Annotated in this window: 16 protein-coding genes and 2 pseudogenes; 12 read left to right on the top strand and 6 right to left on the bottom strand. The window is 69.6% G+C overall.

The features are described 5' to 3' along the window. The first annotated feature begins 36 nt into the window (after positions 1–36). Positions 37–594: a hypothetical protein gene (locus AB0K00_RS54155; RefSeq protein ID WP_363538881.1), complete on the top strand. Its 558-nt coding sequence runs from the start codon at positions 37–39 to the stop codon at positions 592–594. Positions 595–864: 270 nt separating this feature from the next. Beyond that, positions 865–1338, top strand: coding sequence for a transposase (locus AB0K00_RS54150; RefSeq protein WP_363538879.1), 474 nt, complete (start codon positions 865–867; stop codon positions 1336–1338). Here AB0K00_RS54150 and AB0K00_RS54145 read toward each other — a convergent pair. Further along, a complete protein-coding gene (locus AB0K00_RS54145; protein ID WP_363538905.1) occupies positions 1295–2521 on the bottom strand; it encodes an IS256 family transposase in 1227 nt (408 codons plus the stop codon). The genes AB0K00_RS54150 and AB0K00_RS54145 overlap by 44 nt on opposite strands. 234 nt (positions 2522–2755) lie before the next feature. Here AB0K00_RS54145 and AB0K00_RS54140 point away from each other — a divergent pair. The 4 genes and pseudogenes from AB0K00_RS54140 to AB0K00_RS54125 form a co-directional block, all read left to right on the top strand. Next, positions 2756–3165 (top strand): annotated as a pseudogene (locus tag AB0K00_RS54140) (transposase); the annotation flags it as partial. A gap of 530 nt (positions 3166–3695) precedes the next feature. After that, positions 3696–5543 (top strand): DUF4118 domain-containing protein, encoded by a 1848-nt coding sequence (locus AB0K00_RS54135; protein WP_363538877.1) that lies wholly within the window; start codon positions 3696–3698, stop codon positions 5541–5543. Positions 5544–6058: 515 nt separating this feature from the next. Continuing rightward, positions 6059–6442, top strand: coding sequence for a transposase (locus AB0K00_RS54130; protein ID WP_363538875.1), 384 nt, complete (start codon positions 6059–6061; stop codon positions 6440–6442). Then, positions 6346–6651, top strand: a pseudogene (locus AB0K00_RS54125) (transposase); the annotation flags it as partial. The gene AB0K00_RS54130 and the pseudogene AB0K00_RS54125, both read left to right, overlap by 97 nt. 358 nt (positions 6652–7009) lie before the next feature. Here the strand turns inward: AB0K00_RS54125 and AB0K00_RS54120 are convergent. Then, positions 7010–9847 (bottom strand): BTAD domain-containing putative transcriptional regulator, encoded by a 2838-nt coding sequence (locus AB0K00_RS54120; protein WP_363538873.1) that lies wholly within the window; start codon positions 9845–9847, stop codon positions 7010–7012. 197 nt (positions 9848–10044) lie between these two features. Here AB0K00_RS54120 and AB0K00_RS54115 point away from each other — a divergent pair, with 197 nt between their 5' ends. The 4 genes from AB0K00_RS54115 to AB0K00_RS54100 all read left to right on the top strand — a co-directional run bounded on the left by AB0K00_RS54115 (position 10045) and on the right by AB0K00_RS54100 (position 16167). After that, on the top strand, positions 10045–10464 hold the full coding sequence (locus AB0K00_RS54115; protein ID WP_363538871.1) for a hypothetical protein: 420 nt from the start codon (positions 10045–10047) through the stop codon (positions 10462–10464). 87 nt (positions 10465–10551) lie between these two features. After that, entirely contained in the window at positions 10552–14061 is a 3510-nt protein-coding gene (locus AB0K00_RS54110) for a putative Ig domain-containing protein (protein ID WP_363538869.1), read from the top strand. A 172-nt stretch (positions 14062–14233) separates the two neighbouring features. Further along, positions 14234–15160, top strand: a complete 927-nt coding sequence (locus AB0K00_RS54105) for a hypothetical protein (protein WP_363538867.1) — start codon at positions 14234–14236, stop codon at positions 15158–15160. A gap of 119 nt (positions 15161–15279) precedes the next feature. Next, complete coding sequence (locus AB0K00_RS54100; protein WP_363538865.1) at positions 15280–16167, top strand: hypothetical protein; 888 nt, start codon at positions 15280–15282, stop codon at positions 16165–16167. 128 nt (positions 16168–16295) lie between these two features. Here the strand turns inward: AB0K00_RS54100 and AB0K00_RS54095 are convergent, their stop codons facing one another. The 4 genes from AB0K00_RS54095 to AB0K00_RS54080 form a co-directional block, all read right to left on the bottom strand. Then, a complete protein-coding gene (locus AB0K00_RS54095) occupies positions 16296–17399 on the bottom strand; it encodes an FtsX-like permease family protein (protein WP_363538863.1) in 1104 nt (367 codons plus the stop codon). Between the two features lie 134 nt (positions 17400–17533). Continuing rightward, a complete protein-coding gene (locus tag AB0K00_RS54090) occupies positions 17534–18247 on the bottom strand; it encodes an ABC transporter ATP-binding protein (RefSeq protein ID WP_363538861.1) in 714 nt (237 codons plus the stop codon). Continuing rightward, positions 18244–19278, bottom strand: a complete 1035-nt coding sequence (locus AB0K00_RS54085; protein WP_363538859.1) for an HlyD family efflux transporter periplasmic adaptor subunit — start codon at positions 19276–19278, stop codon at positions 18244–18246. Before AB0K00_RS54085 ends, AB0K00_RS54090 begins: the two co-directional genes overlap by 4 nt. Before the next feature lie 57 nt (positions 19279–19335). Then, positions 19336–19851 (bottom strand): hypothetical protein, encoded by a 516-nt coding sequence (locus AB0K00_RS54080; RefSeq protein ID WP_363538857.1) that lies wholly within the window; start codon positions 19849–19851, stop codon positions 19336–19338. Positions 19852–20015: 164 nt separating this feature from the next. Here AB0K00_RS54080 and AB0K00_RS54075 point away from each other — a divergent pair, with 164 nt between their 5' ends. Both AB0K00_RS54075 and AB0K00_RS54070 read left to right on the top strand, forming a co-directional pair. Further along, positions 20016–20681 carry a response regulator transcription factor gene (locus tag AB0K00_RS54075; RefSeq protein WP_363538855.1) on the top strand — a complete coding sequence of 222 codons (666 nt, stop codon included), beginning with the start codon at positions 20016–20018 and terminating at the stop codon, positions 20679–20681. Then, positions 20678–21958: a HAMP domain-containing sensor histidine kinase gene (locus AB0K00_RS54070; protein ID WP_363538853.1), complete on the top strand. Its 1281-nt coding sequence runs from the start codon at positions 20678–20680 to the stop codon at positions 21956–21958. Before AB0K00_RS54075 ends, AB0K00_RS54070 begins: the two co-directional genes overlap by 4 nt. Positions 21959–22081: the final 123 nt, after the last annotated feature.

Raw genomic sequence — 22081 nt, 5'->3', positions numbered from 1 at the left:
GGCTTGGTCGATGAGTTGGAGTGCTGTGGTGGGGGTGTGCGCGGCGTACAGGTGGCGCATGAGTGGGTATCGGTGGGTTTCGGTGTGGCGGTGGCAGCCGATGCGCATGAACGTCGCGTGCAGCAGCAGGGTGCTGCTGGTCGGGCTGGTCTCGGGGTGTCGGGTCAGCCAGTCCTGGGCGGCGGTGTCCGCTTCGTGGATGCCGGCGGCGCAGCGTCCGTTGGTGTGCAGGGTGGTGGCGAGGCGCAGCCGGCACAGGGCGGCGGCGTCACGGTGGCCGAGTTGGTCGGCGAGGTGGACGGCGTCGCGCCAGGCGGCGGGGGTGTGCGCTGGCCACGCATAGCGTTGCAGCGCCAGCGTGTAGGTGTCGTTCGCGGCGTGGACCTGCTCGACGTCGGCGCCGCGCTGGTGCAGGGCAGTGTGGTGGACGTATCCGGCCCACGCCAGCGGCGAGGGTCGCCGCTGGGTGGACCGTGTTCGGCGCAGGGCTCCGGGGCCGGGTTCGGCGACGGTGGTGTACCAGGCGGCGATGTCGGCCAGCGTCTGGTGGGGGTGGGGCTTCGTACGGGTCGAGTCTGTTCAGGCACGCGGTGATGAACCGCAGGACGAGCGGGTCCCCGCCACTGGGCGTGCTGGTGTCGTGCGTGTCGGGGCGGACCGGGCAGCCGGTTCGGCGGCATCGCTCGTGGGGGTGGTGGCGTCGGGTGTGTTCCCGGCGGGCCGGTGCGAGCAGTGTGGCGAGGCCGAACAACCGGCCCGCCGTCGGTGTGTCGGGGAGGTCGGTGAGGCGGATCTGCGCGGTGAGGGCGGTTTGTCTCGCCCCGGGTTTGATGGAGACATCGAACAGCCGGAGGATTCACTGTCATGGCGGCACCGAGGAAGTACTCGGACGACATCCGTGAGCGGGCGACGCGTCTGGCGGTCGAGGCTCGTCGGGATCCGGCGTCGAGTGTGGGGGCGATCCGGCGGATCGCGGACCAGCTCGGGGTGCATCCGGAGGCGTTGCGGACGTGGGTGAAGCAGGCCGAGACCGCTGCGAGCGCTGGGGCAGGAGCTGGGCCGGGCGTGACGTCGGTGGAGGCGGCCAGGATCGCGGAGTTGGAGCGTGAGGTTCGTGAGCTGCGGCGGGCGAACCAGATCCTGAAGTCCGCGGTTTCCCGGACCGGACGAGAATGCATGCCCGTCGAAGCGGCACAGGAAAAGGGCGTTCTTCGCGGCATGTCAAGCGCCGCTGGGGCTTGTCAAGTTTTCTGTGTGTGGTGGCGTAGCGGTTTGTTGGTTGAGTGGGTGGTTGTTAGAGGGGTAGGCGGCCGGGGAAGTGGATGGCGAGGGCGTTGAGGGCCTTCTTCCAGCCCCAGGTGCCGGTGCCTGCTTCGCCGCCGCGTTGCCGGCTGATGTTGCGGATGCCGAGGTAGAGCAGTTTGATCGCGGCGTCGTCGGTCGGGAAGTGTCCGCGGGTTTTGGTGATCTTCCGGAGTTGGTAGTTGATCGACTCGATCATGTTCGTCGTGTAGATGATCTTCCGGATGTCGGCGTCGAAGGCAAGGAACGGGGTGAACTCGTTCCAGGCCCGTTGCCACGCATCGACGATGCCCGGGTACTGCCGGCCGTGGACACGCTGGAACTCGGTCAGGGCGGCCTCGGCCATGTCGGCGTTGACCGCGGTGTAGATCGGTCGCAGGGCCTTGGCGATGAGTTTGCGGTCGCCGTAGGACACGTAGCGCATGCTGTTGCGCAGCAGATGCACCACGCAGGTCTGCACCACCGCGTCGGGCCAGGCCGCGCCGATCGCGTCGGGCAGGCCGGTCAGCCCGTCGCAGCAGACGATCAGGACGTCGCGCAGGCCTCGTTGCCGCAGGTCGGTCAGGACCCGCAGCCAGAACTTCGCGCCCTCGGTCTCCTGGATCCACACGCCGAGGACCTGCTTGAACCCGTCGACGTCGACGCCGACGACGAGGTGGGCGGCCTTGTTGACGACCGTGCCGTTGTCGCGGACCTTGATCCGGATCGCGTCGACATGCAGGATCGGATAGACGTCGTCGACCGGCCGGTGCTGCCAGGTCCGGACCTCGTCAGCCACGACGTCGGTGACGTTCGCGACCGTCTCGTGCGATACCTCAGCGCCGTAGACCTCCTCCAGATGGTCGCGGATGTCGCGGGTGGTCATGCCACGCGCGTACAGGCTCAGGATCGCCTCGTCGACCTGTCCCAGCCGACGCCGGCGCTTCGGCACGATCTTCGGCTCGAACGCCCCGGTCCGGTCCCGCGGCACCGTGATCTGGACCGGCCCGGCCGTGGTCAGCACCGTCTTGGACCCGTGACCGTTGCGGTGGTTCCCGCCCGCGCCACCCACCGGCGCGCCGCCACGGTCATAACCCAGATGCTCGGCCATCTCCGCCTCGAGGGCCCGTTCCAGGACCGCGCCGATCATCTGCTGAATCAACCCGCCCGGCCCGTCAACCGCCAGACCCTGCCGGCCCGCATCCGCCAGCAACGCATCGATCACTTCCGGCGAGAGCATCCCCGCGACACGACCCGCAGCCACCACATCAGGCGCCACCACCGGGTCCGACACCGGCGCATCGAGCTCCGCGCCCGCAGCACCCGCACCAGATTCCGTGATCGTCATGTGAGTTCCTTCCTGGACGAACAGGCACATCCTGCCGTCAGGTCAGGCCACGCCCCACACACAGATCATTTGACACGCCCCGCCGCCCTGCCGAGAGGGCCCTGGACACGCGGAGCCACCCCTCACCTGCGCCGCTTCGACCTCGAAGCAAACCTTCCGGCTGCTCAAGCAAACCCTCGGCTGGACCGGCCCCGCCTGCGGACCCGAACGCCGCGGACACCTGGACCTGGCTCGTCCTCGCCGCGCACACCCAACTCCGGCTGGCCCGCGGCCTCACCAGCGACCTGCGCCGCCCCTGGGAACGACCCGCAGATCCCACCCGACCCGCCCGGCTCAGCCCCGCCCGCGTCCGCCGCGGATTTCGCAACCTCCGAACGAAGGCCAGCCACCCTGCACGCACGGGCACCAAAACCCACCCGGCCCGGCCTCGGGCGCCCACCCGGCAGCCAAATCGACACCGCGCACCCCGCCACGACGTCGGCAAAACCGTCCATCGTGCCCGCACCCAAGCAGAACAGGAGAAACCCGAAGCTTGAAAAGCAGGACCAGTCATCTTGTAATATCGAGGTGTCGAGGCCCGCGGGCGGCGTCTGCGGCGTCAGCTGGCCGGTGACGTGGCGTGGCACTCGATCGTCGCCACCGTGTCAGCACGTCGTCGGCGCGGACGTGGCCGTCCTCGGTGATGCCGCGGCCTATATGGCAATCGACACAGCGTGTGGCCGCGGCCCGGGCCCCGGTGGACCGGCGGTGCTGCCCGCCGGTGTGGTGGTGTCGCCGTCTGGCGGCCCGAGGCGGTGGGTGGCTTGAGCCCGATCGGTATGCCGGTCGGCGGCTCTGGTCTCCCTGATCGAGCCGATTGAACACCATCCCGTGACCGGTTGGGCCGGCATGGTGGTGACGGAGGTAGACACGACGGCCCGGTACGGGCGATCGAGCGGTGAACGCAGCGCCGCCCGTTCTGGGTGACGCCGCCCTCCGCTCCCGTGGTGTGCAGCGAACTGTCGTGAGCGTGGTCAGGGCCGGCGTTGGTGACGCAGTTCGAGCGTGAGGAGTGAGGGTTCGGGTGATGCTGGAACGCCTCGCGACCCGGCTGGTACGGCCGACGCCGCCGCTGGCGCTGGGGATCGCGGTCGGCGCGCTGCTGGTCGTTGTCGAAATAGTGCTGGTTGATCTGCTCGGCCATGTAGCGTCGCGGGACGCCCTGGTGATGGTGTTCCTTGTCGGCGTGCTGGTGATCGCAATGGTTTGGGGCCTGCGGCTGGCGCTGGCGATGTCGGTTGTCAGCGCCGCTGCTTACAACATCCGCTATGTCATGCCCGTTCGCGACCTTGACTTCGGCAAGACGCGGGAGTGGGTGGATCTCGCGGCGTTCGTTGTGGTGGCGATCCTGGTGAGTTTGTTGGCGGAGTTGGCCCGCGTCCGAGCCGTCGCGTTGGTCCAACGCCGCCGGGAGGCCGAGCTGTTCGCGGGTGTGGCCCGCCTCATGCTCGCCGCGCATGATCCGCTTTCGGTACTGCGTGAGGCCTCGCGCCGGCTGGCGCGAGTGCTGCAGCTGCCGTTCGCGGTGATCGACCTCGACAGCGTCCCAGCGGGGGAGCGGCGGGTGGCGCTCCCGCTGCGGTACGGCGCACAGACCGGCACCCTGCTCCTCCCCGCCGATCTGCCGACGTCGGTCCTGCGCCGGCTGCACGAGTGGGTGGTGCCCCGGTTGGAGATCCTGCTGCAGACGGCCAGCGAGCGCGCAGCCATGGCCAGTTCCCTGCGTGAGCTTGCAACGGAGCAGGCGAGCCTGCGGCGGGTGGCGGTGCTCGTCGCCGGCGGCGCGTCGCCGACCGATGTCTTCGCCGCGGTCGCTGCCGAGACTGCGTCGCTGCTGGCAGCGGATGCCACAAGGCTGATGCGCCACGAGGCGCCCGGCACGGTCAGCGTCATCGCCGGGTACAGCCAACCCGGTATCGAAGTCCCGCTAGGGCGGCACTTTCCCATCGAAGGCGGCGTCACGGAGCTGCTGCTGCGTACCGCCCGCCCGGGCAGCATCGACACCTACGACGACCGTAACGGCCCTCTCGCCGAGCTGGCGAGAGCCGAAGGGCTCCATGCTTCCGTCGCCACACCGATCATGGTGGAAGGTCGAGTGTGGGGCGTCCTCGTCGTGCTCTGGGCACGGCCTGAGCCTCCCGCGCCCGACACCAAGCAGCGGCTGGCCCAGTTTGCCGAACTCGTCGCAACGACGGTTGCAAACGCTGAGAACCGGGCAGAGCTCAACGCATCGCGGGCCCGGATCGTCCTGGCCGCCGACGAGACCCGCCGCCGCATCGAACGTAACCTGCACGACGGCGTCCAGCAGCGGCTGGTCTCGCTCGGTCTCGAACTTCGCGAGGCCGAAATGCTGGTGTCGAGCGACCCCGCCACGGTCAAGGCGCGGCTCCGTCAGACGGTCGAAGGCCTGGCCACCGTGTCCAACGAACTGCAAGAGATCTCACGAGGTCTGCATCCGGCAGTCCTCTCGCAGGGTGGCCTCACGGCCGCGCTCAAGGCGCTCGCCCGCCGCAGCGCGGTTGCAGCCACGATCAGCCGATGCCCGCAACGCCAGCTGCCCGCCCCCATCGAGGTGGCCGCCTACTATCTCGTGTCCGAAGCGCTCACGAACGCGGCCAAACATGCCCACGCCTCCACCGTCGACGTGGACATTGACATCACCGTCGACGACCACGGGGCGGATGAGGTTCTCGTCCTTTCCATCCGCGACGACGGCGTCGGAGGCGCTGACCCAGCCCGCGGCTCGGGGCTCGTGGGCCTCGTCGACCGCGTCGAAGCCCTCGGCGGGAACCTGCAGCTCTCAAGCCCAACAGGCGCCGGAACGACACTGCTCGCCACCCTGCCGATCAGCATCGACGACACACCGACAAGGTGACACTCGCCCCTCAGGCCGACCGGCGAAGAACGAGGGCCGCACGCCGACCGACAGAGATGATGTGTGTGAGCACCTCCCGCCTGGGTCTGACCCACCGACTGACTGACTTCGGGTCCTCAACGGGATCTGTCGGCCTCCGTCGGGAGGTGCTCCTGTACGCAGTGGACGTGGCGTTGTGACTTCATAGGAGCCTGGCTAGAGACCCCATCTCTGCCTTTATCCGCGTTGCCCGGCTGGTGTGTGCCGCCCTGCCCACCATCACGAGCAACAGGACGACGACGCCCCCATTACACCTGGCACCACCGTATTCGACACCGCCGGTGGCGTCGACACACACCTGGGCACGCACACCGCTGCGGTGATCACCTGGTCGGCCGGATGCTGGGCACCGAGCAGTTCCCCGCCACAGCGGCCGCATATGCGCGGGTTCGGCCGGCTGGGCCGGGTCGGTGTCGAATGCACCGGTGCCTATGGCACCGGCCTGGCCCGCCGACTTGCGCCGCGAACGCATCGAGGTGATCGAGGTCGACCGACTCAACCGCAAGACCCGCCGGTTCCAAGGCAAGTCCGACCCGATCGACGCCATCGCCGCAGCCAAGGCCGCCCTGACCGGCGCCCGCAACGGCACCTCCAAACACCGCGACGGGAGGGCCGAAGCCCTCCGCAACCTGCGCATCGCCCGCGGCAGCGCCGTCGAACAACGCGCCGACACACAGCGCCAGATCAAGACCCTGATCGTCACAGCCCCCGACGAACTGCGTGCCCAACTGCGCGGCCTGACCGTCAAGCAGCTGATCATCATCTGCGCGGCCCTGCAACCCGACCCGGCCGACACCCAGCACCGGCCACCGCCGCCGCGATTGCCCTGCGGTCCCTCGTCCGCCGCCACCGGCAGCTGACAGCCGAGATCGCCGAACTGGACGAGATCCTCGAACTCCTGGTCGCGGCGATCGACCCCGCACTGTTCGCTGCGAACGGTGTCGGCGTCGATGTCGCCGGCCAACTCCTAGTCACCGCCGGGGACAACCACACCCGGCTCACCAGCGAAGCCGGGTTCGCCATGCTCTGCGGCGTCGCCCCAGTCCCAGCCTCGTCCGGCAAGACCACCCGGCACCGACTCAACCGTGGCGGCGACCGGCAGGCAAACGCCGCCCTTACCGCGTCGTGCTCTGCCGTCTGCGCTGGGACTCCCGCACCCGCGAGTACGTGCAACGCCGCACCAAAGACGGCCTGTCCGAGAGAGAGCTCACTTGCATACGAGATGCGGCTCGCCACCGTGCCGAACGCGCGCGATGGGTTCTGGACGGCGGCGAGCAACGCGGTGAGCCGGGGCTGGTTGACGAGCCGGCCGGCTGTACCAGACGTCGAGGAACTCGATAGATCACTTCTTGCCGGGCAGCCAGATCGTGAGCGAACCACGATCATGGTCACGGCAACGTCCAGCGTGGGTTTGAGGAACGCGTGTGTCAGGTTGTTGCCTCGCCCTCCCGCCAGGCCTGTTCGTACTCGCCGGGGGGTAGTGCCGCCCGGAGTTGGGTCAGCATGGGTTCGGTGGCGGGCGAGATGGGCCAGGGAGTACCGGCGCGGAAGGCGAGCTGGCGCGCCCGTCCGAACAGCCGTGCCGCCTCGAGCAGCCCACCGGCCAGTACTGCGAAGTTAGCCTCGAATTCGACGAGGTTGGCGGTGAGTGTGCCGCCCAGGCGCCTGTGGTAGTCGTCGATGCGGCGCAGCAGGTCGCGACCGGTGGCGGGGTCGCCCACGAGCAGCGCGCAGAGCACGCCGAGCCAGGCGCAGAGCCAGGCGGCCTGCAGGTTGCCCTGGTGAAGCGATCGGTGCAGCAGCTCGGCGGCGCGGGCCCCGACGGCGGCCGGGCCGTCGGCACGCAGCGCGGTCTTGGCATCGAGCAGGTCGGCGTAGAGTGTGGTGGCCGGGTCGTTGCCGGCTCGGGCGCGGACCTCGGCGTCGATGAAGTCCAGGCTGGTGCTGTCGCGTACCCAGGCGCACCAGGCGGCGCCGACGAGGCCGTTGACCAACTCGTCCGTGTCAACGGCGGCTGCGCTGCGCAGGGCCTCGTGGATGAGCGGGGCGGCCAGGTCGGCCCGGTCGCGCAGAGCGAGCGCGTAGGCCTGTGCGAGCCGGGTCAGTGCGAGGTCGGCCGGATCGGCGTCGGAGGCGGTCAGGGCGGCGTCCATGAAGCGGGTGCCCTCGGTCATCCGGCCCCAGTAGAACCAGTACTGCGCCAGCCGCGCCGTCAGGTGCGTGCCAGCCGGCTCGGGCTCGTCGACGAGGGTGCGGTGCAGGACCGCGGCGACGGTGTCGTGGTTGTCCTCGACGCGGGCGTACCAGCCGTCGGTGTCCTCGGTGCGGACGCCGGGCCGCCGGTCGGTCAGTTCGCGCAGCCAGGCGGTGCGGCGTTCGAGCGCCAGGTCTTCGTCTCCGGTGGTGGCGAGCATCCGGGCGGCATGGGCCCGCACGGTGGCCAGCTGGCGGAAGCGGGTCGGCCTGCCGGGTCGGTCGGCGGGAACGACCGCGGTCAGGGACCGGTGTGCGAGCTGCGCGAGCAGGGTGGGCACCTCCCCAGGCGGCACCGGGTCGAATCCGGCGACCGCACGGGCCGCTTCGACGGTGAAGACGCCGGGCAGCACGGACAGGCGCGTGTGCAGGGTGCGTTCCTGTTCCGGCAGCAGCCGCGTGCTCCATTCGATGGACAGGTCGACGGTCTGGTGGTGCTCGACCGGTTGATGGCCGACGCGGGCCAGCGCCGCCAGGTCGGCGGTGACTTCGCGGCGGATCTCGGCGGGGCTGGCGCTGCGGATCCGTCCGGCGGCGAGCTCGATCGCGAGCGGGATACCGTCCACCGCCACGCAGATCGCATCGACGTCGCCGGCCGTCGCCGCGGTCAGCTCGAATGTCGGGTCGAGGCTCTCGGCCTTGGACCGGAACAGCTGCGCGGCCGGCGACGGCCCGTCGGCGGCGGCCCGCACGGTCAGCGGCGCGAGGCTCCACAGCACCTCGCCGTCGATGCCGACCGGTTCGCGACTCGTCGCGAGCATGCGACACTGGGCGTCCTCGGTGAGCAGCTCCTCGAGCAGGCGCCGGACGGCTGGCAGGACGTGCTCGCAGTTGTCCAACACCATCAGTACCTGCCGGTCGCGGACGTAGCTTCGCACTGCGGCAGCGGCACCGCCCACTGGGCGGGCCTCGATCCCGATTGTGGACACGACGGCGTCGACCACCGCGTCCGGGTCCTCTACGGCGGCGAGGTCGACGAACCACACCCCGTCCGGTGATCCGGTCGCGGCCGTGCGGGCGACCTCGATGGCCAGCCGGGTCTTCCCGCATCCCGCGGCGCCGACCAGGGTGACCAGTGGGTAGCGCTGCACCAGCCGGGTGAGCCGCTCCAGCTCGGCCTCGCGGCCGATCAGCGCCGACAGCCGGACCGGCAGGTGCAGCTGCGGCGCCCGGCTCGGCGGGCGGGCAGGTGCCGCCGCTGGCGCGGGCGCGAGCGTCGGGTCCTGCTCGAGGATGCGCTGGTGCAGCCGCTGCAGCTCCGGGCCGGGATCGAGGCCCATGTCGTCGAGCAGGAGCTCGCGTGCCCGCCGGTAGGCGCCCACCGCTTCCTCGATCCGGCCGGACTGGTACAGGGCGAGCATGAGCTGGCTCCATAGCCGCTCCCGGTACGGCAGCCGGGCGGTCAGTTCCTCCAGGGCGACGATCGCCCGATCCCGCTCCCCGATCCGCAGCAGCGCCTCCACCCGCTGTTCGTTGACGTGCGCGTACAGCTCGGTCAGGCGGGCGATCGGTGCGGCCGCCCACTCCTCGTCGGCGACGGCCTCGAAGGGCTGCCCGCGCCACAGCTGCAGCGCCCGGCCGTAGCGGTCCAGCGCGCGGGCCGGGTCGCCGGAGAGAAGTAGGTCGTCGCCCTGCTCGGCGAGCTGGGTGAACCGCAGCGAGTCGACGTTGTCCGGGTTGACGATCAGCCGGTAGCCCCCAGTGTCGTTGACGAGGTACGTCGGGGGCTGCCGCGGCGCGCGGTGCGGCTCCATCACCTGGCGCAGCCGCCAGACGTGCGAGTTCAGGGTGTGTGCGGCCGACGCCGTTGCCTGCTCACCCCAGACGGCTTGCAGGAGCCCGTCCGAGGAGACCCGCCGGTTGGCGTTGATCAACAGTGTGGACAGGATCCGCGCCGGCTTAGCTCCGCCGGCGGTGGTCTCAACCCCGTCGACGTCGATGCGGAGCGACCCCAGATCCCGGAGACGGAGCGGGGCGTCATCGTCAGCCGCCGGACGCGGCGACGGAAACATACCCGGCACGTTACCGCTGGTAGCTGCGCTTGAACAGGGTAGCGGTGTCCGTCCGGCGGCCCGGGCGCGGACTTGGAGAGTTTTTTGACCGGCCCGGACGAGACTGCTGAGTTCAGCGTACGGACGGGAAGGAGCAGGTCATGGCTGATACGCGATGGCGCGGCTCGTCCTGGCGGACATCGGGGACCGTCTTGTGCGTGACCGTACGGTTGCCGGTCGCGGATCCGCGCTCCTGCGAGGAGAGGCTCGCCGGACTTTGGGTGGATGGGGTCGTCGAGGTGTTGGACGGCGTCGTGCTGCGATGGCCCGCGGAGGTGGCCCGGCCTCGGTTGCGGCCCTTGCAGAACGTGCCACGCCTCGCCGCGTTGCCGGAGGGCGTGTGGGGCGAACTGACCGCGGGTCCGTCGTCGGGCGGGGCACGGCTCGTGCCGGTATCGATTCCCGCGCTGAGCCCGGGCAGCTCGGTGATCCTCGCGTTCTGCACCGGCGCTGACACTGAGGCGCTCCCGGCCGAGCTGAGTCGGGACGGCGCCGACGTGGCCAGCACGGTCGTGGACGCCACCTGGTACGCCGCACTGCGCACCTCCGACCGATCCAGCGATCCAAGCGGGCTGTGATTCCGCTTGGACAGTTTCTTGTGCGCTCTCCAGCACCGTCAGGGCCTCCGGCGCGAACACATCGCGCATGCCTTGGAAGGATCCGACATGACCCACCACACTGCCAGCGCAGGCCATTCAGCGGTGCCCCGCCACCGCCGTCCGCGCCTGACCCGCCTCACCGTGACCGCCGCCGTCACAGCCCTGATCGGCGGCGCGCTGGCCCTCACGGCACAGCCCGCCGGCGCCGCGACGACACCTGGCATGGTCACTGCCTTCGGTGACAACTCCCAGGGGCAACTCGACGTGCCGGCCGCCGCCAGGTCCGACGTCATGGCGATCGCGGCAGGATCCAACTCCGGCTATGCCCTGAAGACCGACGGCTCGGTCATCGGCTGGGGCGACAACTCAAAGGGCCAGTTGAACATCCCGGCCGCGGCCCAGTCCGGCGTGATCGCCATCGATGCCGAGGGCGCCACGGTGCTCGCGTTGAAGTCCGACGGCTCGGTCGTGGGCTGGGGCGATACCAACCCCTTGCCGACCGTGACCGGCGCCATCCAGATCGCAGCATCCACCGGTTACGGCGGCGGCGGCCTGGCCTTGAAGTCCGACCATACCGTCGTCGACTTGTCGCCCAGCGGGAACGGTATGCCAGCCGCTTTGCAGGGCCACGTGGTCAGCGTCGCCGGCGGGTACTACAACAAGGTCGTGCTGACCGACACCGGCTCGGTCGTGACCTGGGACCCCGGTAACCCGACCCAGGTCCCGGATGCCGTCAAGTCCGGCGTCGTCAAAATCGCAGCCACTGACCTCACGGTCGCGGCAATCAAGGACGACGGATCGATCGTGACGTGGGGCTTCGGCTTCGGCCCGACCCCGCCCGCGGCATCCTCCGGCGTTGTCGACCTGGCGCTCGGCCACGACTTCGCGATCGCTCTCAAGTCCGACGGAAGCCTGGTCACGTGGGGACCCAACGCCTCGCCGGACCTGCACATGCCGACCGAGGCCGGATACCAGGTCAGTTCCGTGGCAGCCGGAGGCCTTTTCGCCATGACGCTGCACCAATCACCGACGCCGGCCGTGACCCAACAGCCGGCGGCGGCCACCGTCGCCTCCGGCCACACCGCAACGTTCACCGCGACCGCCAGCGGCGGGCCCTCGCCCACCGTGCAGTGGCAGCGTGCCAACCCGGGCGGCGACACGTTCACCGATATCGCCGGCGCCACCGCCACGACCTACACCACCACTACCCTGACCACGGCTGACAGCGGCGCCCGCTACCGCGCCGTGTTCACCAATTCAGCCGGCACGGCCACCTCGGCGCCGGCCACGGTCACGGTTACTGCCACCGGACCGATGGTGACCCGGCAGCCGGCGGCGGCCACCGTTACCTCCGGCCACACCGCGTCGTTCACCGCGGCCGCCAGCGGTGATCCGACCCCGACCGTACGATGGCAACGGGCCGACCCCGGCAGCAACACGTTTACGGACGTCCCCGGCGCCACCACCACGACGTACACCACCGGCGGCCTGACCACGGTCGACAGCGGCGCCCGTTACCGGGCCGTGTTCACCAACTCCGTCGGCACGGCCACCTCCGGGCCGGCCACCGTCACGGTGACCGCCACCGCGCCGAAGGTGACGCAACAGCCCGCGAACACGCACCGCGAGGCGGGGCAGTCGGCGTCGTTCACCGCTGCCGCCAGCGGTGACCCGACTCCGACCGTGCGGTGGCAGCGGGCCAATCCAGGCAGTGACACCTTCACCGATATCCCCGGGGCGACCGCCACCACGTACACCACCGCTGCGGTTGGTACGGCGGACAGTTACAGCCGGTACCGGGCGTTGTTCACGAACTCGGCCGGGTCGGTGACGACGAGCCCGGCAACCCTGTACCTGGAGCAGGCGTCGTCGACGCCGCCGATGGTGTCCGCGCCGAACGCGGCGGTGGGGCAGCCGTACTTCTTCACGATCCCGGTCACTGGCGTTCTGGACGCCGTGGTGACGATGGTCAGCGGTAGCCTGCCGCCGGGGCTGACGCTCGCTGCGAACGGGACGCTGTCGGGCACGCCGACCACGGTCGGCACCTACACGTTCCGGGTCAGTACCAACGGCATCCCGGCTGTGGAGGACGTGACGGTGCGGGTGCAGCAGCCGGCCACCCTGTCCGGCACCGCGCCGGGTGGTGAGGTCAGTTACGGGTACCAGTGGGTGCCGACCATGACCGGCAGTCCGACGCTGACGGTGTCCTCGGGCGAGCTTCCCGACGGTGTCACCATCAAGAACAACCAGCAGCTCAGCGGCGTGCCGACCAAGTCCGGTGTCTACACGTTCACGCTGCAGGCCGACAACGGCTACGGCGCCCCGGCGACGCTGACCCAGACGGTCAGGATCAAGCTGGGCCCAACGATCATGCTCCCGCCGTCGGGATCCCTGCCGGCCGGCACGATCGGCCAGCCGTACGCGCTCCAGTTCGCCACCACCGGCGACCCGGCGCCGACCGTGACGATCAAGTCGGGCGCGCTGCCTGACGGGCTGTCCATCGACGCCACCGGCAAGATCACCGGCACTCCGTCCAAGGTCGGCCTGTTCGGGTTCACGGTCAAGGCCAGCAACGGCACCACGCAGGACGCGAGCACCTACGCGACGATCCTGGTCAACAATCCGTCGCCGGCCGCGATGATCAGCGGCGTGCCGCCGGCTGCGGTGCGCAACACCGCCTACAGCTACGCCTTCACCCTCGGCGGCACCCCGACCCCGACCGTCGCGGTGACCAGCGGGACCCTGCCGCCTGGACTGGCCCTGACCGGCGCCACTCTGGCCGGCACGCCGACGGTCAACGGGACGTACAGCTTCACGCTGACCGCCACGAATCTGAATGGCAGCGCCGACCTGCCGGTCACGCTGGTGGTCGGCACCGCACCGGTGTTCGGCGCGGATGCCCCGACCGGCACCGTCGGTAGCCCGTACTCCTTCGCCTACCCGATTACCGCGTCGCCGGAGGCTGGCGTGACCATGACCAGCGGCACGCCACCGGCCGGGCTGACCCTGTCGGCCGGCGGGACCCTGGCCGGCACACCGCTCAAGGCCGGTGTCTATACGTTCACCGTCACGGCCACCAACCAGTTCGGCACCGCTGCCAAGACCCAGCAGCTCGTGGTCAACCCGGCCACGGGCGGCCAGGCCAAGGTGATCGCCCGACCCGCCTCCGTGCAGCCGGGCGCCACCGAAAGCGACACCACCATCGGCGTCTTCGCCGAGCAGACCAACCTGACCCTGACCGCCGACGTCACGGTGGGTGGGGTCACCATCCCGGCCGGCACCAGGGTCAACAGCTACTACGTGCACGCCGACGCCATCGGCGACGCCAACACCGACCACCCCTTCAGCGGAACGCTCAGCTTCGGCACCAAGGTCCTGGCCATCGCGACCGGCACCGCCGACCTGCAGGCCACGGCGGCCGGCTTCGGTGTGGCCGGCACGACGTACTCCACCAGCCCCGACCAGGGCCTGGAGTACAACGACACCGCGACCCTGACCACCCAGAGCAGTGTGTCGATGAGTTTCCACGTCTACAACACTGCGGACGCCATCCGCATCATCACCCTCGCGCCGTGACCACTGTGGACGCCGGGAAGCCCCGCGGCTTCCCGGCGTCCACACGCGCGAGGCAACGGCGTCGCCGGGCGTCCGCGCCCGGTGCTTGGACCGTTCTTTGAATTCTTTGTGACTGGGCCCCTTCATGGTTACGGGGTCAGCCGACATCACGACTCGTGAAAGGAAAATCGTCATGCTCCACAAGAGACTCTCCGCACGCCTGGCCGCTGCTGGCTTCGCGTTGGCCGCGGTCGCCGCGCTCGTTCTCGGTGCCGCCGGCGTTGCGCAGGCCGAGACGCTGCCCAACGGCACGCTGGTCCAGCTTGGCCAGTATTCGATCCCGGCCGTGCCGCCGGCGCCGGTCCCGGTGCCGAACGGCACCCCGGGCGGGTACGCGCTGCCGACCACGCCGGGCGCGCTCGGCAACCCCACCAAGGTGTTCCTCAACGACGGCCTGTCCCTCACCCACGTGCTGGCCGTCCCGGACGGCTCGTCACAGTGGGGCAGGCTCGTCAGGAGCGAGACCGAGAGCGGCAGCTCCGGGCAGCTCTGGCGGTTCCAGCTCATCGGCTATATCGCCATGCTCACCCAGAACTCGTACGCGATCCCCACGCTGCCCGGCGCCGGCCCGGCCGACCTGCTCCAGAAGATGCCCGTATATAAGATCATCAACTATCATGCCGACGGCACCCATACCTGCCTGGACGGCTACGGCGGCGGCACAGGGCCGGGGACGCTCGTCGATTCGTACGGCTGCGATGCCAGCGAGGTCAACCAGCTCAACCAGCTGTGGGTCGTCGCGAGCACCCAGAAGACCTACCCCATGGTCGACTTCTTCGGTCGGCCGACCCAGGTCGGCCACGCGAACGCCGCCTGGCTGAGCAGCACCCTGCAGAACAGCCCGTATGCCGTGTCCGCCAACGGTTACGGCTACCTGGGCGGCGACGGTGCCACGGTCATCGCGAACGTCGCCGCCATCCAGGCGGCCGGCGGCGACACCACCAAGACGCCCGTCATCGCTCCGGACGGCTCGGCGGTTTGGTACTTCATCCAGCGGCAGACGTCGCCGGCGACAGCGACCTGGGTCCTGTCGGACACCGCACCGATCGTCTTCAACTGACAACCACCCACGCTCACCAGTCCGGGTGGCTCGCCGCCCGGACTGGCCAAGTCACCAGGTCAGCGGTCGCGGCGCCACCCGGCGGCGACCCGTCATGTCCATCCAGAAAGGAAACGACCATGAAACGACCTGTCCTTTCCCCCGCCCGCGGCTCCCGCATCCGCACGCTCGCCGCCGCCGTCTGCCTTACCGCCGCTGTCGGTGTCGGTGTTCTCGCGGTGGCTTCGCCGGCGTCGGCGGACCTGCCGGTGTCCGGCCCCGACGTCCATCTCGGTGCCTACCCGGTCCCGGCCACGCCGGCGTACAACGCCTCCAGCCCCGTGTTGCCGGAGGTCGACGGCACGATGGGGCGGCCAACCACGATCGCGATGACCGGCGGCCCCGCGACCAGCGCTGACCCGCAGGTCCTCACGGCGTGGTACTGGCAGGCGGGCAACCCGGTGTCGACCGCCAGCCCCTGGACTGGGAGCGGCCAGACCTGGTCCTTCCAACGGATCGGCTACATCGGCGTGATCAACCCCTCGGTCGATCCGCAGTACTCACTGCGCCTGGCCACCCCGGTCTACCGGATCATCACCTACGCCAGCGGCAGCCCGCAGTGCCTCATGGCGACAGGCGTCGCGAGCTCGGGCACCCCGGTCACGGCCCCCAGCTGCGCCGCGCCCTCCGACCCGTGGGCCACCAGCCAGCTCTGGCTGATCGGCAGCCCCGGACGAACAAACGCGATCATCGACGCCAACACCGGCGCCTTCACCGGGGGCTCCGCCTACCAGTTCTACTCGCCACCACTTCAGGGGCCCTACGTGGGCACGGCGCCGGACTACCAGCACAGCGTGATCGAGAACTTCATGTCGGTAGGCTTCAACTTCCAAGATGTCACACGGGCGACGGTCGTGTCGGCCGCGGTGGCCAACCCCGACGGCATCAGCTCACCCGTGGAACTGCGCGGGCAGACCCAATCGCCGGCCGACGCCAGCAACTCCACCTGGAACCTGGTGCCGGCGTAGACACCCAACCGATGCCGACATCGATCCCCCGTCACGTCTCGCTCCCAGGCGCGCCGCCTGGGAGCGAGACGTGACAGGGCCAAACTATCTGCGCTGCTCGCGCGCAGCATGGCGGCGGTGGATGGTGCTCAGGCGCTGAGCGCTGCGGTCGGCGGAGTGCGCGCGGCGCGCACGGCCGGGTAGATGCCGGCGACCGCACCGATCGCGAGCGTCGATGCGACGGCCGCAGCCATCACGGCGGGCGGCACCACGAACGGGATGGCGTTGAGCGCGGCGAACCCGGCGGTGACGGCTGCACCGATGGCGCAGCCGAAGACGCCGCCGAGAGCGGAGAGCAGGAGGGCTTCGGCGAGGAATTGGCGTTGGATATGGGCGCGGGTCGCGCCGAGCGATCGCCGCAGTCCGATTTCTCGGCGCCGCTCGAGCACTGAGATGATCATTGTGTTGGCGACGCCGATGCCGCCGACGAGCAGCGCGACCGAGCCGAGGCCAAGGAGTAGGCCGGTGAATGCCTGGTCTGCCGCGTACTTTGCCGCAAGCGCGTCCGATGGTCGCGACACTTTGACTTCCTCGGGCGCCTGCGGGTTGACGGTGCCGGACAGCACCTCGCGCACTTGCTGGATGGTGTCCTCTGTGGAGCGTTCGTAGACTGTGGTTGGGCTGCCGTCGTAGTCGAACTCGGCTCTGGCCACGGGTATGCCGATGAGTGCGGAGGTGTCCAGTTCGGGCGCGAGCGGGGAGGGATCGAGGATCCCGATCACCGTGAAGTAGCTGCCGCCGAGCCAGACCTGGGTGCCTGGCGTGGCGACGCCGAGGATCTGCGCGGCTGCCGACCCCAGGACGACCGTCGGGTACCGGGCGGTGGCCTGGTTGAGCCACGATCCAGCGGCCACGTTAGTGGCCGTGACGTTGAGCAGGTCGAGGTCGGCCGCGGAGACGGTGATTCCGCCGGTAGCCGCGGGGTCGACCAGCGACGAGCGGTAGACGCCCACGCCGTTGAGTTGGCCGAAGCCGCTGGCCGACTCGACCCCGTCGATCATGCGGACTTTGCCGATGGTCGTCTCGGGCAGTTTCGTGTTCTCGCCCATGAGACCGGTGTTCGCCTGGGCCGTCAGCAGGTTGGTGCCCAGCGACGCGAGCTGGTCGTTGAGGCGGGCCTTGCTTGACGTGGAGATGCCGACAACGGCAATCATCGCGGCGATCCCGATCGCGATTCCCAGTGCTGACAGCACGGCTCGGGTCGGGCGGGTCCTCAGTCCCGACGCTCCCAGCCGTAACACATCGGTGAACCGAAGCCGGGACCGATCGTGGGTCAGTCGGGTTCGCGCGGGCGAAGGTGTGAGTGCTGTCGCCGTTCCGTTGACGCTCATCGTCGCACCGCCCCGGTGGCGGACTCCCGAGCGGGCTGGCGGCTGTCGGCGACGATCTTGCCGTCGCGCATGGCGATCTGCCGGTCCAGACTCGCCGCCAGGTTCTGGTCGTGGGTGATGACGACCACGGTGGTGCCCTGCGCGTTCAATTCGCGCAGGAGCGCGACGATGGACGCCCCCGATGCTGAGTCGAGGTTGCCGGTCGGTTCGTCGGCGAGCATGAGTGGCGGATCGGACACCACGGCCCGGGCGATCGCCACCCGCTGGCGCTCGCCACCGGAGAGCTTGTTCGGGGGATGCCGGTACCGGTGCGCCAACCCGACGCGGTCAAGTGCCCGGCGGGCTCGCTCGCGCCGCTCGGCGCGTGGCACGCCGAGGTAGAGCATGCCGTCGGCGACGTTGTCCAGCGCGGTCATCCCCTCGGTGAGATGGAACTGCTGGAACACGAAGCCGATGCGGTGGGCCCGAAGCGCCGACAACTGCGGGTCGGAGAGGGTGTGCACATCAAGCCCCGCGATGCGCGCCACGCCGGCGCTGGGCCGGTCGAGCGTGCCGATAAGATTGAGAAGCGTCGACTTGCCGGAGCCGCTCGGCCCGACGATCGCCACGAGTTCTCCCTCGTCGATGCGTAGGCTTACCCCGGCGCAGGCCATGACGGGCGGCTGGCCGTAGGCGCGCTCCACGCCGTGAAGTTCGATGATCGCGCTCATCGTTTCGGCACCGCCACGTCCAGGCCGGGCTCGATGCCCTCGCCGGACACCTCGACCCGCCCGCCGGCGAACAGCCCGACATCGACGGGCACCTGCCGCTTGGTCCCGTCAGCGCTCACGAGTTCGACGCCGAACGAGCCGCCGGGCAGCGCGAGCAGCGCGTCGACCGGCACCGACAGCACGTTCTCGCGCGTCTCGGACGGTAGGTCGACGGTGACGTTGGCCCGCTGGAGGGCGTCCACGGCCGCCGGATCATCGAGCGTGATCACGATGGGGATGACGCTCGACGGGCGGCCGTTGTTGTCGCGCTCCTCCGGCTGGCCGACCGCGGTGATCGTTCCGGTCGTGGTGACCCGTCCCGGTAGGTTGATCTGCACCTGCGCTCCTACCTGTGCGTAGGTCTGATCGGCGAGTTTCACGTCGCCGGTGATCTGCTTGTTCAGGCCCGACACCTGATACAGGGGCGCGCCCGGGTTGACACTGTCGCCGATCACGGCCTTCACCTCGCCGATCCGAAGGTCGGTCGGCGCGAACACGACACGGCCGAAGTCGATGCGGCCGGTCTGCCGCTGACCTGTGGTCTTCTGCCACTTGTCGATGGCCGTTTCGGTGCGCCAGTTGAACGTCTCGTCGGGAACGGCATCGAAGAAGCCGAGATCGCGCAGACTCGACTCCAGTTGCAGGATGTCAGCCCCCTTCGTCATACCGCGCTCGAACGCCCGCCAGGCCGGAGCGCCGCCACGCAACAGGTGGACCGGGGCGTTGTCGACCCGGTACAGCTCGCCGCCCATTCCGATCAGACGGCCCGCGTCGGGAAGCTGGGTCAGGGTGCCGCCCAGCCTGGACTGCAGGTCGTGGGTGTCGGCGTAGTCGAGCACGCCCGATACAGTGCGGCTGCCCGACAGTGTGCCGTGCTCGATCGGCGCCGTGGAGATCTGCGGCCGCTCCTGCTGCGAGACCCCGTCGCGCGAGGCAGCGGCCGTGGCGATACCGCCGGCGGCGACGGTGGCAGCGCACAGCACCGCCACCACGATCCACCAGGTCCACCGGCGCAGGCGCCGAGGCGGGATGGGCTCAGTCACGGCCGCTCACCCGTTACGCCTGGTGACGGAGCCGCTACCGCCGCCGCACTGGTCCTGGATCTCCTGAGGCACGTCGGACGGGAACTGAAGCTCCTCACCGACCACAGGATCAGGCATGTCGTAGCCGTTGTCCCGGTAGCAGACGGCGACACCGCGAGCCCACTCGAGGAACTGCTGATCCGCCGCCGCCTGCTCCTCCTGCGACATGGCCGGCGGATCGCCGAGCTCGCCCCGGCACTTACCGGCGGCCGCCTGCACCGCGGCGGGGTCGACGCCGCCGCCGAGCGCCATCTGCCCCGGCGCGTCCGGATCCGGCATGGCGATGCCCTCACCGCGCATGCAGGCGGCGAACTTCAACTGCCATTCGGTCAGGCTGAGCTGACCCGACCCTTGATCACCCTGTGATGCCTGCGGGTCGGCGGAGCCTGACCCACACGCGGCCAGCGTGACAGCAAGGGCAGCGGCCGCGAACACGGCCGCGACGCCCCGGCGACGCGCGCGGGTGCGAATGGTGTCGGTCATGCTGGTGTTCCTCTCGACTGGTCCTGCAGCCGACGTCGGGTCGACCGCAGGACGAGTCCACCGGACCGCCCGCTACGAGGCTGTTAACGCAGACCTTTAGGTACGCTTTACGCCCGCGCTGGTTGACTACCCGGCGAACACCCCCGACCCCAACGGAAACGGCTATGCGCGCACTGATCGTCGAGGACGAGACCTACCTGGCCGACGCCATCCGCACCGGCCTGCGCCGCGAGACGATCGCCGCCGACGTCGCCTACGACGGCACCGCCGCCATCGAGTACCTCTCCGTGAACGACTACGACATCGTGATCCTCGACCGGGACCTACCGGGCGTACACGGCGACGACATCTGTTCCTGGATCACCCAGCACCGCCCCACCTGCCGAGTCATCATGCTCACAGCGGCCCGATCCCTCCGGGACAAAGTCGACGGATTCGAGCGCGGCGCCGACGACTACCTCGCCAAACCGTTCGAGTTCCCCGAACTCGTGGCCAGGCTTCGCGCTCTCGAGCGCCGCGCCGGCGCATCCCACCCACCGCTGCTCGAAAGCGCAGGCGTCAAGCTCGACCCTTTCCGGCGCGAGGTATACCGCAACGGCCGCCTCGTACGGCTGAGCAACAAGGAGTTCGCCGTACTCGACCTGCTGATGCGTGCCAGCGGAGGAGTCGTCAGCGCAGAGACCCTGCTCGAAAAAGCGTGGGACAAACACGCCGACCCCTTCACCAACACGGTCCGCGTCACGATCTCCAACCTCCGCAAGCGGCTAGGCGACCCCTGGCTCGTCCACACACTGCCAGGCGCCGGCTACCGATTCGGAGAACCACAATGACCGCCATCGCCCAAGAGCCGGCCCCGCCCGTCGGTGAGAGACGTCCACTCCGCTGGAAACCACGGCTGACGTTCCGCGCCCGACTCACGCTCACGTTCACCGTGGTGCTCGCCATCACCGGCGTCCTCATGGTCACCACCGTGAGCACGTTCATGCGAACCATCCCGACCTACCTGGAATCCAGCGGCCACCCCAGCGAGAGCGCCCCGCTGGCGACATCGCCGGACCCCGACCAAGGGGACACGGCGGGCGTGACCACAAGCCAGACAACGCCAGGCTCGGACCTGGCCGCCCCCACCGACCGTCCACTCATGATCTCGCTCAGATCGCCACAGGAGATCCTTAACACCACTCTCGTCGTATCGCTGCTCGTGCTGGTCGCACTCGTCGTCGTCGGCGCCGTGGTCGCCTGGCTGCTCGCCGGAAGAATGCTGCGCCCACTGCAAGCCCTCAACCGAGCCGCCAAACGCGCCGGCAACGGTTCCTTCGACCATCGGGTCGGACTGCAAGGCCCGCACGACGAGCTGCAAGATCTCTCCGACACCTTCGACGACATGCTCACCCGGCTCGACCAGTCCTTCGCCGCATCCAACCGGTTCGCCGCCAACGCCTCTCACGAGCTACGCACCCCGCTCGCCGCCACACAGACCATGCTCGAAGTCGCCCTCGCCGACCCGGACGCCGACGTCGACGAACTGCGCGCCGTCGCGCGGCGAGTGCTGGAGACCAACCGGCGCAACATCCAGACCGTCGACGCGCTCCTCGACCTCACCGAAATCAACCACCATGAGCCATCCGATGAACCCGTGACGCTGGCAAGCGTCGCCCGCGACGCACTCCGCGACGGGCGAGCCGAGATCGAATCGCGATGCATCATAGTGGAAACCGACCTCGACGAAAACGCGACCACCCGAGGCGACAGCGTGCTCCTACACCAGGCGATTCGCAACCTGGTCAGCAACGCGACGCGACACAACATCAACGGCGGCCAGATCCAAGTCTCCGTCTCGCAGCTACCCCGGCACACCCGATTCCGGATCGAGAACACCGGCGCCCGAGTCCCCGCCGAACTCGTCGCCTCACTAACCGAACCATTCGTGCGAGGCGCCGGTCGCACCACCAGCAACACGGAGTCCGTCCGTGGGCACGGCCTCGGACTCGCCATCGTCACCAGCGTCACCCGCGCACACCACGGCGAACTCCACCTCACCCCCAGACACGACGGCGGCCTCATCGCCGAACTCAACCTGCCAGCCGGGGCGCCAGTTCGATCTTGAGGGCATGAGCCAGACAATCCCTGTCCTAACCGTCTTCGCCCGTACCGCCGACACCGGAGCCGATGGCATCACGGCGTTTCTCGTGCCCGCCGACGCCCCCGGCCTCGCCGCGTCGACGCCCGA

It is taken from the genome of Dactylosporangium sp. NPDC049525 (assembly GCF_040676755.1).
Lineage (GTDB): Bacteria > Actinomycetota > Actinomycetes > Mycobacteriales > Micromonosporaceae > Dactylosporangium.
Note: the sequence above shows the minus strand (reverse complement) of the source record. Positions and strands in the feature narration are given on the sequence as shown.